Origin of the sequence: Kyrpidia sp. (genome assembly GCF_023512215.1) — a bacterium.
Lineage (GTDB): Bacteria > Bacillota > Bacilli > Kyrpidiales > Kyrpidiaceae > Kyrpidia > Kyrpidia spormannii.
Genome location: NZ_JAILZZ010000001.1, coordinates 33,839 through 49,356 on the forward strand (window position 1 = coordinate 33,839; position 15,518 = coordinate 49,356).

The 15,518-nt window shown below is 61.5% G+C and carries 13 protein-coding genes; 12 read left to right on the forward strand and 1 reads right to left on the reverse strand.

Annotated elements, in window-relative coordinates; translation table 11 throughout:
- The first annotated feature begins 52 nt into the window (after window positions 1-52).
- The 10 genes from K6T64_RS00205 to K6T64_RS00250 all read left to right on the forward strand — a co-directional run bounded on the left by K6T64_RS00205 (window position 53) and on the right by K6T64_RS00250 (window position 11,332).
- Window positions 53-685: a copper amine oxidase N-terminal domain-containing protein gene (locus tag K6T64_RS00205; RefSeq protein WP_288008043.1), complete on the forward strand. Its 633-nt coding sequence runs from the start codon at window positions 53-55 to the stop codon at window positions 683-685.
- A 268-nt stretch (window positions 686-953) separates the two neighbouring features.
- Window positions 954-1,739 carry an enoyl-CoA hydratase/isomerase family protein gene (locus K6T64_RS00210; protein ID WP_288008050.1) on the forward strand — a complete coding sequence of 262 codons (786 nt, stop codon included), beginning with the start codon at window positions 954-956 and terminating at the stop codon, window positions 1,737-1,739.
- Window positions 1,740-1,764: 25 nt separating this feature from the next.
- Window positions 1,765-3,123 (forward strand): acyclic terpene utilization AtuA family protein, encoded by a 1,359-nt coding sequence (locus K6T64_RS00215; RefSeq protein WP_288008281.1) that lies wholly within the window; start codon window positions 1,765-1,767, stop codon window positions 3,121-3,123.
- Window positions 3,124-3,126: 3 nt separating this feature from the next.
- Window positions 3,127-3,489: an AtuA-related protein gene (locus K6T64_RS00220; protein ID WP_288008057.1), complete on the forward strand. Its 363-nt coding sequence runs from the start codon at window positions 3,127-3,129 to the stop codon at window positions 3,487-3,489.
- Window positions 3,476-3,910: a MaoC/PaaZ C-terminal domain-containing protein gene (locus tag K6T64_RS00225; RefSeq protein WP_170085532.1), complete on the forward strand. Its 435-nt coding sequence runs from the start codon at window positions 3,476-3,478 to the stop codon at window positions 3,908-3,910. Before K6T64_RS00220 ends, K6T64_RS00225 begins: the two co-directional genes overlap by 14 nt.
- A gap of 82 nt (window positions 3,911-3,992) precedes the next feature.
- Window positions 3,993-5,564, forward strand: coding sequence for an acyl-CoA carboxylase subunit beta (locus K6T64_RS00230; RefSeq protein WP_288008063.1), 1,572 nt, complete (start codon window positions 3,993-3,995; stop codon window positions 5,562-5,564).
- Between the two features lie 49 nt (window positions 5,565-5,613).
- Window positions 5,614-7,185, forward strand: coding sequence for a class I adenylate-forming enzyme family protein (locus K6T64_RS00235; protein ID WP_288008065.1), 1,572 nt, complete (start codon window positions 5,614-5,616; stop codon window positions 7,183-7,185).
- Between the two features lies 1 nt (window position 7,186).
- Entirely contained in the window at window positions 7,187-8,773 is a 1,587-nt protein-coding gene (locus tag K6T64_RS00240) for an AMP-binding protein (RefSeq protein ID WP_288008067.1), read from the forward strand.
- A 232-nt stretch (window positions 8,774-9,005) separates the two neighbouring features.
- The gene (locus tag K6T64_RS00245) at window positions 9,006-10,163 is read left to right on the forward strand and encodes an acyl-CoA dehydrogenase family protein (protein ID WP_288008069.1); all 1,158 of its coding nucleotides are present in this window, start codon (window positions 9,006-9,008) and stop codon (window positions 10,161-10,163) included.
- Window positions 10,164-10,186: 23 nt separating this feature from the next.
- Window positions 10,187-11,332, forward strand: coding sequence for an acyl-CoA dehydrogenase family protein (locus K6T64_RS00250; protein ID WP_170085535.1), 1,146 nt, complete (start codon window positions 10,187-10,189; stop codon window positions 11,330-11,332).
- Here K6T64_RS00250 and K6T64_RS00255 read toward each other — a convergent pair.
- A complete protein-coding gene (locus K6T64_RS00255) occupies window positions 11,292-12,710 on the reverse strand; it encodes an RluA family pseudouridine synthase (RefSeq protein WP_483306118.1) in 1,419 nt (472 codons plus the stop codon). The genes K6T64_RS00250 and K6T64_RS00255 overlap by 41 nt on opposite strands.
- A gap of 466 nt (window positions 12,711-13,176) precedes the next feature.
- On the opposite strand from K6T64_RS00255, the gene aroC reads away from it, so the two are divergent.
- On the forward strand, window positions 13,177-14,337 hold the full coding sequence (gene aroC / locus K6T64_RS00260) for a chorismate synthase (RefSeq protein ID WP_288008072.1): 1,161 nt from the start codon (window positions 13,177-13,179) through the stop codon (window positions 14,335-14,337).
- Window positions 14,334-15,467, forward strand: a complete 1,134-nt coding sequence (aroB, locus tag K6T64_RS00265; protein WP_288008074.1) for a 3-dehydroquinate synthase — start codon at window positions 14,334-14,336, stop codon at window positions 15,465-15,467. The genes aroC and aroB overlap by 4 nt, the downstream gene beginning before the upstream one ends.
- Window positions 15,468-15,518 lie beyond the last annotated feature (51 nt).

The window sequence follows — 15,518 nt, forward strand, 5'->3', positions numbered from 1 at the left end:
TCCACTGTATACTAGAGCTGTACCTACACGAAATATGGAGTGTGATGTCGGAATGAATCGAAAACTCATCCTTTTAGGTTTTACCTTGTTTGTCGGGAGCAGTGTGTCTACAGGTGCGGTTCTGGCGGGATCAGGCGTGCAGATCATCGTCAATCACCGAGTGTTCTCTCCATCCGTGTCTCCCCAGATGGTGGATGGGCGGGTGGTGGCCCCGGTCCGGGATGTCGCCGAGGCGCTCGGAGCCACCGTCACCTGGGACGACCAAACCCAGACTGTCCGCATCGACACTCCTCAATCCGATGCGTCGAACCGTAGGATCGCTCTCCTCGAACAAGCCCTGGCGCCCGACACTGCGGAGCAGGCCGTGCAAACCTGGGCGAGGGGGGTACAAACCCGAAACGGCGCCCTGCAATATGCTGTTCTGGCCCCGGCCCTGAGAGAGCAGAGAAAAGCTGAATTCGAACAGGTGGGTTGGGTCACCGGCGTCTCCAGCCCCTGGGTGAAGGAGTTCCGCATCGGCCAAGGTACACAAAACGCAGATGGCACCCGGACCTTCCCCGTTCAATTTGACTGGCGCACCTCGGTGGACATTCAAAACCCCGTTGACTGGAGCAAAATCCCTTCGATCCCGGTGACGGTGCAGCAGGTGGACCAACACTGGTATGTCGTCAACGCACCGAGGTAACGGCAAACGGGTCGGGCGGCCGCCGGCGGGAGTGGGACAGTGCGGCCGCACACTATACCGGTTGCTCACTGTATGACCGTGTGTCCGAATAACTGAACATATGTGTAATTATCGTACATATTGACTAAAATTTCGACGTCTGTGAGGCTTCGATGATTTTGCAGCCTTCCCCGGGCCATTGAACTTGACCGGATTTTTCGGTCCCGGCGGAGGTTGGCATAGAACTTGCTTGCTCTGATCGCATTGAAAGGGCAGAGGGGGGAGTGAATTGGACAATCAATCGATCCTTGCGGAGGTCAAAGACCGGGTGGCGGTCATCCGGCTGAATAAACCGGAGATGCGAAATGCCCTGACGGAGGACCTCACCCGGGAGCTGATCGACGCTATCCGCCGGATGGACGAAGATCCCGACGTGGGTGCCATGGTGCTGACGGGCATGGGTAAAGCGTTCTGCGCCGGCGGAGATTTGAACGAATTCAAGAAGAATCTCGACAAATCGGCTCCCCAGTTGTACGAAGAAGGCCTGTGGTCCACCGAGTTGTTCAAACTGGGGGCGGTGGTGCGGACCCCGCTGATCGCCGCAGTGAACGGTCCGGCTTTGGGGGGCGGATGCGGGTTGGTGGCCATGTGCCACATCGCCTTGGCCTCGGACCGGGCGGCGCTGGGGACCACCGAGCTTAGGCTCGGTCTGGTGCCCTATGTGATTCTACCGTGGGTCCGGCGGGCGGTGGGCCACCGCAAAGCTTTGGAGATGATGCTGTCCGCGGAGGTGTTGACAGCCGAACAGGCCGAGCGGATCGGCCTCGTGCACCGGGTGGTCCCCCACGATCAACTGGAAGAAGAAGCGCTGACCCTGGCCCGGCGGATTGCTTCCCTGAGCCCTCTGGCCGTGCGGCTGGGGTTGGATGCCTTTTACACCACCGAGCAGATCGACCTGCTGAAATCTTTTGATGTGCTCAGCACCCAGCGCATTGTCTCGTTCCTCAGTGAGGATCTGAGGGAAGGAGCGACGGCTTTTCTCGAGCGCCGGCCTCCCGAGTGGAAGGGCCGGTAAGAGAAGGGAGGGGACGCCGGTGAAAATGGTGCGGATCGGCGCGGCGGAAGGGTTTTACGGCGACGCGGTGGAACCGTCGGTGGATATTGCGAAAAACGGGGATGTTCAGTATCTCTGTTTTGATTGTCTGGCGGAACTCACCATGGCCATTCTCGTCAAAGACAAGCAAAAAGATCCCTCGAAAGGGTGGTGCAAGGACATCACCCTCTACATGAACGCCCTTCTTCCCTATGTCCAGTCGAAGGGCATCAAGATCCTGACGAACGCGGGGGGCATTCATCCTGAAGGCGCGGCCCAGGAGGTCATCCGGGTGGCCCGGGAAAAGGGGGTCACGGGGATCCGGGTGGCGGTGGTCACCGGCGACAACCTGATCGACCGCATCGACGAACTGCGGAACGCAGGGGTGTCCCTGGATCACATGGATACCGGGGCCGCTCTAGAGACGGTGCGCGACCGGCTGCTTTTCGCCAACGCCTACCTCGGGGTGCGGCCCATCGTTCGGGCGCTGCAGATGGGGGCGGACATCGTGATCACGGGACGCACCACGGATACGGCCCAGTTTCTCGCCCCCCTCGTCTATGAATTCGGATGGAAGGAGGACGAGTGGGACGCGCTGGCCCAGGGGATCCTCATGGGCCATCTCATGGAATGCTCCGCCCAGTCCACAGGGGGGAATTTTAGCGGCAAATGGTGGGAGATTCCCGACATGGACCGGATCGGCTATCCCATTGCCGAGGTGCGGGAAGACGGGGAGTTCGTGCTGACCAAGACTCACACCAGCGGGGGCCGGGTGAGCGTGGATACGGTCAAAGAGCAGATGCTTTACGAGATTCACGACCCCGCCGCCTATGTCACGCCGGATGTGGTGGCGGATTTCACCACCGCCCGGCTGGAGCCTGACGGTGAGGACCGGGTGCGGGTGGCCGGGGCCACCGGGCGTCCCCGGCCGGAGACGCTCAAGGTGGTGATGGGTTACCGGGACGGCTATATGGGCCAGGCGATTCTCGGGTACTCCTGGCCGGATGCCCTGAGAAAGGCCCGAAAAGCCGAGGAGATCATCCGCAAACAGATCGAGCGCCGGGGTCTGACCTATGATGAAGTGCGGGCGGATTACCTGGGGTACAACTCCCTTCACGGCCCGACAGTCCCTGAACCCAAAGAAGAATTGAACGAAGTGTACCTGCGCATGGCGGTGCGGGCAAAGACCCTGAGGGACGCGGCGCAGTTTGGCCGGCTGTTTCCACCCCTCGGCCTCGACGGACCGCCTTCGGTGGCGGGCCTCGGGGGCATGATGCCGCCCCGGGAGCTCCTCGGGATGTGGTCTTGTCTTGTACCCCGGAACCTGGTGGAAGACCGGGTGGAGATCCGTATCGAGGAGGTGTGACAGATGGCCCGGGTGAGGCTGAGAGCTGTCTCCCAGGTGCGGTGTGGAGATAAGGGCAACACCGTCAATATTGCGCTATTTGCGCCGAGTGAATCTCTGTATCGCGTCTTTCTCCGGGAAGTGACCCCCGAGCGGGTCAAAGCGCATTTTCGCGGGTGGATCGAGGGGGAGGTAATCCGCCACGAAGTGCCCAACCTTTTGGCTCTGAATTTTGTGTGCCGGGATGCCCTGGGCGGCGGGGGGGCGGGGTCGATTCGGGTGGACAATCTCGGCAAATGTTTTGGCACGAACCTCCAACGGATGGAGATTGAGGTGGAAGACGAGATGCTGCAAGAGATCGGAGGGGTGGAGAATGGTGATCGATAAACCCTTTGATGCTTTCGAAATCGGGGAGCGCTTTGTGTCCCGGGCCCGGACGATTACCGAGGCGGATCTGGTGATGTTTGCGGCTTTTACGGGAGATTGGTATCCCCTGCACACCGATGTGGAATATGTGAAGCAGACGCCTTTCAAGCAGCGCATCGCCCACGGCATGCTCGTGTTGTCGGTGGCCACGGGCTTGGCGAGGCTTGAGCCGGGTTGGGTGGTGGCGTTTTATGGGATGGACCGGGTAAGATTCGTGAACCCGACCTTCATCGGGGACACGATCCACGTGGAAGCCGAAGTGGTGGAAAAAGAGGACAAAGGGGCGAGGGGCGGGGTGGTGACATTCCGGCAGGAGGTGAAAAAACAGACCGGGGACGTGGTGGCGAGCGCAGTGATGAAAGTGTTGGTGGCAAAAGGGTGACGATCAATGGGCCGGTGAACCCCCGGGTTCCGGGGGCGAGATGGATCCGGCTGATATCCCGTAGTATGCGGCGAGCTGGCAGGTGAGTTTTGCCGTCAAGGTGGAAGGAGAAAGGAGCAAGGGCATGGGTGAACGGGAGCAGCGAGTGATTCGTGAGAGGCGGCGCATCCAGCGGGGCGGTCCCCCCAGGGGGCATCAGAAACAGGCCGAGGCGGGCAAAAAGTTTGTTCGGGATCGGCTAGCCCTGTTTTTCGACGACGGGGGGCCGTATACGGAGTTCGGTCAATTCGCCCGCTGGCCGGACGAAGAGCTGCCGGGGGATGGGGTGGTCACGGGAACCGGCCGGATCGACGGGCGGACCGTCTTTTTTGCCGCGAATGATTTTACCGTCAAGGCCGGGTCCATCGGCCGGTACCACGGGGAAAAACTGGTCCGCGCCCAGGAGGCGGCCCTGCGGGCGCGAAAGCCCATGTTATACTTGGTGGATTCTTCCGGGGCCCGGATCGATGAGACCGGTGGCCATCACGTGGATAAGGGCAGCGCGGGGAAGCTCTTTTATATGCACAGCATCATGTCTGGATCGGTGCCCCAGGTAGGCGTCCTCTACGGAACGTGTTTTGCGGGTACCGCGTACACTCCGGTGTTCACCGATCTTTTGGTGATGATGAGCGATTCGGCCATGGCCATTGCATCGCCCCGGATGGTCGAGATGGCGATCGGACAAAAGGTTGGACCTCGGGAACTCGGTGGAGCCCAGGTTCATCTGAAAAACGGATCGGCCCATTTTGTGGTGGACAGCGAAGAAGAGGCCGGGGCCTTGGTTCGGCGGATTTTTTCCTATCTTCCGGATTCGAGTGAAAATTCCCCTCCTCCAGGGGAGTTCCGGGAGCCGGCACTCGATCCGGCAGATATTGACGAGATCATTCCCGCCGACCCGAACCGCCCCTACGACGTACACCTTCTGATCGATGCTGTCGTGGACCAGGACAGTTTTCTTGAAGTCAAGGCCGGGTACGCCGATGAACTGGTGACGGGCTTTGCCCGCCTGGGGGGGCGGGTGATCGGGGTGGTGGCCAACCAGCCGGCGGTGAAAGGGGGGACGCTCTTTCCGGAGAGCTCGGATAAAGGGGCGGAATTCGTGTGGATGTGCGACGCTTATAACATCCCGCTCCTGTTTCTCGTCGACACCCCGGGATTCATGGTGGGAACGGCGGTGGAGAAAAATGCGATCCTCCGGCGGGGACGCAAGTTCATTTTTGCCACGTCCTGCGCCACGGTCCCCAGGATCTGCGTGGTGGTTCGCAAGGCCTACGGGGCGGGGATTTATGCCATGTCCGGGCCGGCGTACGATCCGGAGCTGACTTTGGCTCTGCCCTCGGCGGAGATCGCGGTCATGGGGCCCGAGGCGGCGATCAACGCGGTCTATTTCAATAAGTTGCAGGCCGTCGAAGACCCGGTTGAACGGGAGCGCTTAGTTGCTCGTCTGCGGGAGGAATACCGGGCGGGATATGACATTTTCAAACTGGCGGGGCAGATGGTGGTGGATGAACTGATCCCACCCCGGGAGTTGCGGAACGAGCTGTTGCGGTATTTTGAAATCTACACCGACAAGAAAATTTCACTGCCTCCCCGAAAACACGCGACAATTCTTTGAGACCGACGTAGAAACCAACCGGGGCCGAAGACGGAAAGGGGGGATGAAAATGCTAACAGTAGGCGGGGTACTGCACGATGCGGCCACGGAGTGGCCGGAAAAGACCTTTTTATATTTCGGCGATGAAGCCATCTCCTACCGGGAGGTCGACGAGCGGTCCGACCGGGTGGCGGCCGGGCTGCTACAGGCTGGGCTTAAACCCGGGGACCGTTTGGCGCTGCTTGCTTGGAATCAACCGGAATGGTTGTACACGTTTTTTGGGGCAGCAAAGGCGGGGATCGGGGTGGTGGCCCTAAATGTGCGGTACCGGAAGGCGGAACTGGAGTATATGATCAACAACGCTGAAGCAAAGGCTTTTATCGGAATCGAGAGAACCCCTGATTTCGATTTTGTCGAATTCTTTGATCAGAACCGAGATCTCTTTCCCACCCTCCAACACTCTTGGTTCATTGGAGACGGAGCCGATGAAGAACATTCATTTCAGCGCCTGATTCGCACCATACCAGATCCCGAAATGCTGGGTGACGCAGAAAGGCGTGTTGGACCCGAAGATTTGGTAATTCTGATCTATACCTCTGGTACCACTGGCCGTCCCAAAGGGGCGATGATCACGCATCGTAGCATCCTCGCTTCTGCCCGAGCTGCAGTGGAGCATTTTAAAATTGAAAGAGATGATGTGTTTGCCGGACATCTGCCGATGAATCATGTTGGCGGAGTCACGTGCACGGTGATGGAGGCTTTATGGGCCCGGGCGGCGGTTGTTCTGGTTCCGAGTTTTAGACCCGATACCGTCTTGGAAGCGATTGAAAAGCGAAGGGTGACCGTACTTGGGGGCGTCCCGACGATGTTCACAATGATGTTTGCTTGGGAGGGATTTCCTTCCCGGGATGTATCGTCGGTGCGGCTAACTGTGGCGGGCGGATCCAATGTAGAGCCACAACTTGCTCGCGAATTGGCCCGGCGGTTTTCCGGATGTGAGGTTGCGAACCTGTACGGTCTCAGTGAGACCTCGGGGGCGTGTGTGCTGACCCGATTGGGAGATGGGGCGGAAAAGGTTGCAAAAAGCATCGGGGTGGCCATTGGGGATTTCCAGGCCCGGATCGTGGACGACGACGGCAATGAACTGCCCGAAGGCCAGGTCGGTGAATTGATGATCGGAGGGGCCTGTGTGGCCAAAGGATATTACGGGATGGAAGAGGAAACCCGCCAGGCGTTCCCGAGTCCGGGATGGGTGCGGACCGGTGACATGGCGTATGTCGATTCGGACGGGTACCTCTACGTCATGGGTCGCAAGAAAGAAATGTACGTTCAGGGCGGTTTTAATGTCTATCCGGTCGAGGTGGAAAATGTATTGACCTCTCACCCGGGCGTGTTGGTGGCAGCGGGGATTGGCGTACCGGATCCGGTGTTCGGTGAGGTGGGGCGGTATTACATTATACCAAAGCCGGGCATCGGTGTGGATGAGGAGGAATTGATAGGGTTTTGTCGGGAACGGCTGGCTGATTTTAAAGTACCCAAACAATTTGTCTTTGTAAGAGAGCTTCCCCTCACCCCGGCCGGAAAAGTTCACAAAGCCCTTCTCAAGGAGCAGTTCCTGAAAGAACACTCGGGAGGTGCGTGAGATGGACGCGGTATCGGTGGTCAATCGGGTGGCCCTGGGGGATATCCTGCGGCGGAGCGCCCGGCGGTTTCCGGACAAAGCGGCCCTGGTGGACGGGCAGACCCGGGTGACGTATCGGGAGTTGGACGAGAGGACCAACCAATTCGCCCATTATTTGTTGTCGTCCGGTCTGTCCCCCGGGGACCGGGTGGCGACGATTTGTCAGAATTCCCATCTCTTTGTGATGGCTTATTCGGGGATTCAAAAAGCGGGGATGGTGTGGGTGCCCATCAATCCCGGTCTCGGGCCGGAAGACCTTCGGTATATCCTGGAACACTCCGAAGCCCGGGTGGCGGTGGCAGATGATCTCATTCTTGCGGACCCCCGGCGGCGGGAGGCCATCGCCGGGAATGTGGAACGGCTGCTGGTGATTCCTTACGAGGGGTTGGACCCGGGCGGAGCGGGGATTTCCTTCGAGTCGACCCTGGACGGCCAGCCCGGCAAAGAACCGGACGTGGACATTGCGGACCGGGATCTGGCCCAGATCATGTACACCAGCGGCACCACCGGCCGGCCCAAAGGGGTCATGCATTCGCACCTGTCGGTGTTCGTGGCGACATTGAGCAATCTCGTAGAAATGGACGTGCGCCGGGACGATGTCGCCACGGCGATGATGCCGCTCTTCCACTGTGCCCAGCACGTCATGACCACAGGCTTTTTGCACATCGGCACCACCAACGTGATCATCCGGCGTTTCGATCCGGTGGGGTTTATGGAGGCGGTGCAGCGAGAGAGAATCACCTGGGTGTTTGCCCTGCCCATGATGTACCGGGCCTTGCTCGATCACCCGGAGCGCAAACGGTTCGACTTGTCTTCTCTACGATACTGTCTGTATGCCATGGCGCCGATGGATGAGCGGACTCTCCGCCGGGCCATCGGAGAGTTGTGCCCGAATTTCGCCCTTGGAACGGGACAGACCGAGATCTACCCCGGCACGATGATTTTCGCGCCGGAAGAACAGCTCCGCCGGTTCGGCCCGTACTGGGGAGCGTCCACCATCATCAACGATACGGCGGTGATGGACGACGAGGGCCGAATTCTCGGGCCCGGACAGGTGGGGGAGGTGGTCCACCGCGGACCGAACGTGATGATGGGCTACTATAAGCAACCCGATGCCACGGAGGAAAGTCGAAAGTTCGGATGGCATCACACCGGGGATCTCGGCATGTGGGATCCCGACGGCCAGCTCATTTTTGTCGACCGCAAGAAAGACATGGTGAAAACCGGCGGGGAAAATGTACCGTCGATCAAGGTGGAGGCCGTTCTTTTGGCGCACCCCGGGGTGGCCAACGCCGCGGTGGTGGGTTTGCCCCACCCGAAATGGGCCGAGGCGGTAACAGCTTTTGTGGTGCGAAAGCCGGGGTCGCAGGTGACGGAAGAGGCACTCCTCGCCCACTGCCGGGAACATCTCGGTGGCTTCGAGGTGCCAAAAGTGATTCGCCTTGTGGACCAATTGCCGCTGACCACCACCGGTAAAGTGCAGAAGCACGTGCTGCGGGAACAGTATCGGGACCTGTACGCCGAAGGCCCGTCTCACGGGCAGGGGTGAGAACATCCTCATGAGAACTGGGCCATATGCCGGGTGCTGGTTGTGCGGTGGCACACCCGGGTGATGGGGGTGAAAGACTGTGGCGTCAATGGGAATCGGCCGATGGTTGACCCGGCGGGAGGAACTCAGCGGTGAAAAAGTGGCCATCGTGTGCGGGGATCACAGATGGAGCTGAAGAACATCCTGCGCCGGGGATGAGGTCACCCCGCCGCAGGGCAACGAGGAGAAGGAGATGGACAGGATGCCGTATCCGCCCTATTTTGCAGAAGAACACGACCGGCTGCGGGAATCGGTGCGCCGATTTGTCGAAAAAGAAGTAAAACCTTATGTGGACCAATGGGAGGAGCAGGGGGAGTTCCCGAAGTCGATCCTGCGCCGCATGGGGGAACTCGGATTCCTGGGCCTGCGGTACCCCGAAGAGGTGGGCGGGCAAGGGGGAGATTATTTTTCCAGTATCGTCATGGCCGAAGAGTTGGCCCGGTGCGGAGCGGGAGGATTCCCCATGGCTGTCGCCGTCCAGACGGAGATGGCGACGCCGCCGATCCTGCAGTTTGGAACCCCGGAGCAGAAAAAACAGTTTCTGGAGCCCGCCCTGCGGGGGGAGAAGCTGGCCTGCCTCGGCATCACCGAACCCGACCACGGTTCGGACGTGGCGGGGATCGAGACCCGGGCCCGCCGGGAGGGGGACGGTTGGGTGATCCGGGGGCGCAAACTGTTTATCACCAATGGCCCCCGGGCGGATTTTATCACATTAGTGGCCAGGACCTCGGATGAGCCGGGGTATCGTGGGATAAGTCTCTTTTTGGTGGAGATGGACCGGCCCGGGGTCTCGGTGGGTCGAAAGCTCGATAAAGTCGGCATGCGCTCCTCGGACACGGCGGAGTTGGTGTTCGATGATGTCTGGGTGCCGGCGGACCGTTTGCTGGGGGAGGAAGGAAAAGGTTTTTACCAGATCATGTGGGAGTTGCAGGGAGAGCGGATGATCGCCGCGGCCGGGGCCGTGGCCACCGCCCAGTACGCGTATGAGCTGGCGCTGGCCTATGCGAAGGAACGTAGGCAATTCGGCCGGCCCATTGCCGGGTTCCAGGTGGTGTCGCACCTTCTGGTGGAGATGGCGGTGGAGATCGAGGCCTGCCGGCAGTTGACCTATTCTGTTGCCTGGCGGTTTGCCCGGGGCGAGGTCCCGAGCAAGGAGATCTCCATGGCCAAACTGGCGGCCAGTCAGACAGCCTTTTGGGTGGTGGACCGGGCCCTGCAGATTTTCGGGGGCAATGGCTATATGGCCGAGTATCCCATCGAGCGCCTGTGGCGGGACGTGAGGCTGAATCGCATCGGGGCCGGAACGGACGAGATCATGAAAGAGATCATCAGCAAGGAAATGGGTCTGTGACGGCTGAACCGGAGGGATGGGAGATGGAGCACTGGCTGTTCACCAAGGAGCACGAGCAGTTCCGGCCGGCGGTCCGACGCTGGGTGGAAAAGGAAATCGCCCCCCGGGTGGAGGAGTGGGAGCGGGAGGGCCGGGTTCCCCGGGAGATGTACCGCCGGGCCGGGGAACTGGGGTATCTCGGGCTGAAGTTTCCGGAAGCCTACGGCGGCAGTGACGACCTGTTGGCCGACGCCATCTTCGTGGAGGAGATCGCCCGCTGCGGGTCCGGGGGCGTGGCGGCGGCTTTGACGGCGACGACGGGGATCGGGGCGACGCCCATTTGGCGGTTTGGAAATGAGGAACAGAAGCGCCGTTATCTGGTCCCGGCGATTCGGGGGGAGAAAATCGCCGCCTTGGGGATCACGGAACCCGAGGCGGGGTCGGATGTGGCCTCGATGCGCACCGTGGCCCGGCGGGAGGGGGATCACTATGTTTTGACCGGCAGCAAAATGTTCATCACCGGCGGGGCGTCGGCCGATTATGTGTGCGTGGCGGCAAAAACGGATCCCTCGGCGGGGCATCGGGGCGTGAGTATGTTCATCGTCGAGGCGGGGACGCCCGGATTTTCCGTCGGGCGGACGCTGAAAAAACTCGGCTGGCGGGCGTCAGACACGGCGGAGTTGGTCCTGGATGGGGTGCAGGTGCCCGCGGAGAACCTCATCGGTGAAGAAAACCAAGGATTTCGCTACATTATGATCAATTTTCAATGGGAGCGGATCATGTTGGCCCTATCCAGCGTGGCGGCGGCGGAAAAAGCCCTGGAGGACGCCCTGCGCTACAGCCGCGAGCGTACCCAGTTCGGCAGGCCCATCGGCACGTTTCAGGCGCTGCGGCACAAAATGGTGGACATGGCGGTGGATATTGAAAAGGCCAGGAGCCTGACCTATCGGGCGCTTTATCTGTGCGCCCGGGGAGAGGATGTGACGGTGGCGGCCAGCATGGCCAAGGCCTACGCCGGGGAGATGGTCAACCGGGTGACGGACGCCGCCTTGCAGATCCACGGGGGCAACGGCTACATGATGGAATATCCCGCCCAGCGCTACTGGCGGGATGCGAGGATCATGTCCATCGGCGGGGGGACCACCCAGATTATGTATGAGATTTTGACCAAACGGCTGGGAATTGTGTGATCCCGGGCCTCCGTTCGTCGCTCTCCCCCGGGACGCTGGCCAGCCAGGGCCTCCAGGCCTCGGGAAAGGGGGCCGAAACTTCTGCCAGCCGGCCGTCCGAAGGGTGCGGAAAGACGATTCGGCGGGCGAAGAGCATCAGGGAAAGCCCGGGGTGGCGGCTGCGGTACCAGCGGTCGCCGAGAACCGGGTGGCCGAGGGCCGACAGGTGGACCCGGATTTGATGGGTGCGCCCGGTTTCGAGCTCCATCTCCACAAAGGTTACCCCCCGGGGGCTGTTCGGGGGAGAGGACTCGGGACCGGGCGACGTGGATCTGGACCCCATGGTTGGCCGGCCATCGGGGATGAAAACGGTTCTCAGGATCCGGGTCGCCGCGGGTTTTGCAGCTTGGGGGTTCCCGCCGGCCGATTCGGTTTGCCTGTTGGGTTCCTGACTCAAAGTTCCCCCGGCGCCAAGGCCTGAGCCAGGACCGGGCTCCTGGGCGGGGTCCCGGATGGATACGGGCACCGCTCGCGATCCGGCCTGGGGGGAAAGGTATCTTGACGCCGCCAAGAAACGTCCCGGCCGGCGGGGGTCCGGGGCGAGGGGGAGGTCGATGTACTCCGGCAGGTCCCGGGCGTCTCCTTCTACTAAAGCCGCATAGGTTCGATGAATGCGCCCCTCCCGCAGGGCCGCGTCCAGCCGGGCATGGACATGGGCGCTTTTGGCCACGAGAAGCACGCCGGCGGTGTCGCGGTCCAGTCGGTGCACCAAATGGGGGACCCAAGGAGGGCTGGCCTCCGCCCCCCATCGGCGAAGGAGGTCCGCCAAGGTAAGGGCGGGAACGCGACCCGCAAGGCCCGGTTTGTCCGGGAGGTGAACGGCGATTCCTCCCGGTTTGTTCACGACCAGAAGCCACTCGTCTTCGTACAGGATCGGGACGGGGGGTGCCCCCGCCGAGAGCTGTGGTGTCCCAGTCGAGACTTGATGCGTCCCTGCTGAGACCTGGTTCCCGCCCGCGGGGGCGCCGGATGCCTTCGTGTGGATGCCGGACACCCCGGAAGGGCCGGGCGAGCCGCCCGGGACCCGGCGGACCGCCTCGCGCAAATCCACCTCCACCCGGTCCCCGGGCTTCATGGGCTTGGCGAGAAAACTCGGGCGTCCGTTGACCCGAATTTTGCGTTCCCGGGCCAACCGGCGGATCCGGCGGCCGGACAGCCCCGCCCGGCGCAAAACTTCTTCTAAAGTGTGGCCGCGGTCTTCAGGACCCGCGGTGTACCGGAATATGTTCGGGTGATCATTCCCGAGCATTGTGTGGCGGCAGCGATTCCCGCGGTAAAAACCGAAGAAGACCGGTCCGAGCTGCGGGTCGCGTGCCGCTTCCCTCCTTTGTGTTCGCACCTTTGACGTGGCGCCTCTGCGGGAAACCGGGTGGACGGGCGAATTCGTCTCCCGGCGCGGGCGTTTCTCCCCATGCACATAGGGTTTTCCCCAAAAAGAAGGAAACGACGGCGGCGATGAGCGACATCCAAAACGATGCGGTAAAAGTCCAGTCTAGCCCGTGTAAAAAAGCTTCGCCGACGAGGGTCGGGAAAAATGCGGACCGATGAGCGCCTGAACGCGTTCCCGGGCAAGTGCCGCAAAATCTCCGTTTGCTGCAAAAGATTCTGTAACGGATTATATACACGCCGGCGGCGCCAGGGCAACCCGGTGGCTGCCCTGCGGTTGCGTCCGATGTTTGTCTCGGACACTGGCGAGAGATAGGTCCTGGAGTGCCATTGCGGCCCTATGGAGCTCGACATATAATAAACGAGACGATGACGAGTTTGCGCGCCACCGCGCCGACGCGAAGGAGAGGATTTTGAGGATGCTGCGTTTTTTGACGGCGGGGGAATCCCACGGGCCGGAGCTCACGGCGATTGTTGAAGGGTTACCCAGCCGGCTGCCGATCCGGTCGGCGCTGATTGACGAACAATTGCGAAGACGTCAGCAAGGGCATGGCCGGGGGGGACGGATGCGCATTGAAAGCGACCGGGTGGAGATCACCAGTGGTCTGCGCTTCGGCCTGACCCTCGGCACGCCGCTGACGATGCGGATCCGAAACCGAGATTGGGAGAATTGGAAAACGAAAATGGCGGTGGAAGGGGATCCGCCCCCAGAGGCGAAACCCGTCACCAAACCCCGGCCCGGCCACGCGGATTTGGCCGGGGTGCTCAAATACAACCACGATGACGTGCGCAATGTGCTGGAGCGCTCCAGTGCCCGCAATACCGCAACGTTGGTGGCGGTGGGATCGGTGGCCCGGCAATTGCTCGCGCCTTTTGGCATCCAGATTTTTAGCCATGTGGTGGAGATCGGCGGGGTGGAAGCCAAAAAGTTTCCGAAAACCCTGGAGCAGATTCCCGATGCGGCGGAGTCGTCCACAGTGCGGTGTGCCGACCCCGAGGCTGCGGAGAAGATGGTGGAGGCCATCGACCAAGCCCGGCGGGAGGGCAACACCCTGGGTGGCGTGTTTGAGGTGGTGGCTTTGGGAGTGCCCCCGGGGCTGGGGAGTTACGCCCACCCGGATCGGCGGTTGGACGGCCGTCTGGCTGGTGCACTGATGAGCATTCAGGCGATCAAAGGCGTCGAAGTGGGATTGGGATTTACGGCGGCCCGGCTGCCGGGGTCCGAGGTGCACGATGAGATCGGGTACGATCCGGAGAAGGGGTATACCCGGGACACCAACCACGCGGGGGGGATTGAGGGCGGGGTCAGCAATGGCCAACCCGTGGTGGTCCGGGCGGCGATGAAGCCGATCCCGACTTTGTACAAGCCTCTGCGGAGTGTGGATATTCACAGTAAAGAGTCGTTTCAAGCCAGTGTGGAGCGCTCGGACACCTGTGCCGTGCCGGCGGCTGCGGTGGTGGGCGAGGCGATGGTCGCCTGGGTGCTGGCCTTGTGCTTTCGGGAGAAGTTCTCCGGGGACTCTTTTGAAGAGGTCGAAGCCCAGTACCGCGCGTACATGGAGATGGTGAGTCGCAGATGAGCCTTTGGGATGAGGTATGGGACGTGGTGTGGGTTGAGCTCGGGGACCGGCGGTACCCCATCGTGGTTGCGGACGGTGCCCTTGACCAGGCGGGAAAATGGATGCGCGAGGTGGGGTTATCCCCGGGGTCGGTTCATCTCATTGTGACCGATGAAACGGTGGACCGGGCGGGATACGCCCGGCGGGTGGCCGCGGCTTTGACCGCCGAGGGGGTTCGGGTGGAGACGGCGGTCGTCCCCGCCGGGGAGCCGACAAAATCCTTGGAATGGGCATCCCGGTTGTGGGAGGCGGCCCTGGCGGCGGGATTGGACCGGCGGTCGGCCATCTGGGCCGTGGGAGGCGGGATGGTCGGGGATCTGGCGGGGTTTGTGGCTGCAACCTACATGCGGGGGATCGCCTTTGTCCAGGTGCCCACCACGTGGCTCGCCCACGATGCCGCGGTGGGGGGGAAAGTGGCGATCAATCTCCCCGAGGCGAAAAATGTGGTGGGTGCTTTTCACCAGCCCCGGCTGGTGCTTTACGATCCCACGGCCCTGGACAGTCTTTCCGCTCGGGATGTGGCCTCGGGATTGGCGGAAGTGGTGAAACACGCCTGCATCCGAGATGCCGAATTGTTTCATGAGCTGGCGGAGCGGGGGAAAGAGTTACTGCACCTTGCGGGTTCGGACCGTGGACGGCTCTTGGCCCGGTCTTGTGCGATTAAAGCCCGGGTGGTGGAAGAAGACGAGAAGGAGAGCGGCGTCCGGGCTCATTTGAATTTTGGCCACACGCTGGGGCACTCCCTGGAGACATTGGGAGATTACCGCCGTTATCGCCACGGTGAAGCGGTGGCGGTAGGCATGGTGTTTGCCGCCCTCCTGTCTGAGGAGTGGCTGGGAGCCCCACCCGGGACCGCCGAAAGGATTGCCTGTTTATTGGAAGAAATCGGCCTGCCCGTGAGGATCCCCGCTGAATTTACCGATGATGATCTGATCGGCCCCATGTACAAGGACAAGAAGATGATCGGGGGGCACTTGACTTTCGTCTTGCTAGAAACCATGGGCCGGGCCCGGGCCGTGACCCGGATTCCGGAAGAGGCGGTGCGGAAGGTGCTGGACCGGCATCGGCGGCAGTTTCCCCCTCGGGGGTGAACCGGGATTTTTCCCGGGGTTGACGCGGTTTCCCGGGCGTAGTAGAATGCA

Bases quoted from the DNA above. Each gene is read 5' to 3' on its own strand.
- K6T64_RS00205 (WP_288008043.1), top strand. From the start codon at position 53: ATGAATCGAAAACTCATCCTTTTAGGTTTTACCTTGTTTGTCGGGAGC.
- K6T64_RS00215 (WP_288008281.1), top strand. From the start codon at position 1,765: ATGGTGCGGATCGGCGCGGCGGAAGGGTTTTACGGCGACGCGGTGGAA.
- K6T64_RS00220 (WP_288008057.1), top strand. From the start codon at position 3,127: ATGGCCCGGGTGAGGCTGAGAGCTGTCTCCCAGGTGCGGTGTGGAGAT.
- K6T64_RS00225 (WP_170085532.1), top strand. From the start codon at position 3,476: ATGGTGATCGATAAACCCTTTGATGCTTTCGAAATCGGGGAGCGCTTT.
- K6T64_RS00235 (WP_288008065.1), top strand. From the start codon at position 5,614: ATGCTAACAGTAGGCGGGGTACTGCACGATGCGGCCACGGAGTGGCCG.
- K6T64_RS00240 (WP_288008067.1), top strand. From the start codon at position 7,187: ATGGACGCGGTATCGGTGGTCAATCGGGTGGCCCTGGGGGATATCCTG.
- K6T64_RS00245 (WP_288008069.1), top strand. From the start codon at position 9,006: ATGGACAGGATGCCGTATCCGCCCTATTTTGCAGAAGAACACGACCGG.
- K6T64_RS00250 (WP_170085535.1), top strand. From the start codon at position 10,187: ATGGAGCACTGGCTGTTCACCAAGGAGCACGAGCAGTTCCGGCCGGCG.
- aroC (WP_288008072.1), top strand. From the start codon at position 13,177: ATGCTGCGTTTTTTGACGGCGGGGGAATCCCACGGGCCGGAGCTCACG.
- aroB (WP_288008074.1), top strand. From the start codon at position 14,334: ATGAGCCTTTGGGATGAGGTATGGGACGTGGTGTGGGTTGAGCTCGGG.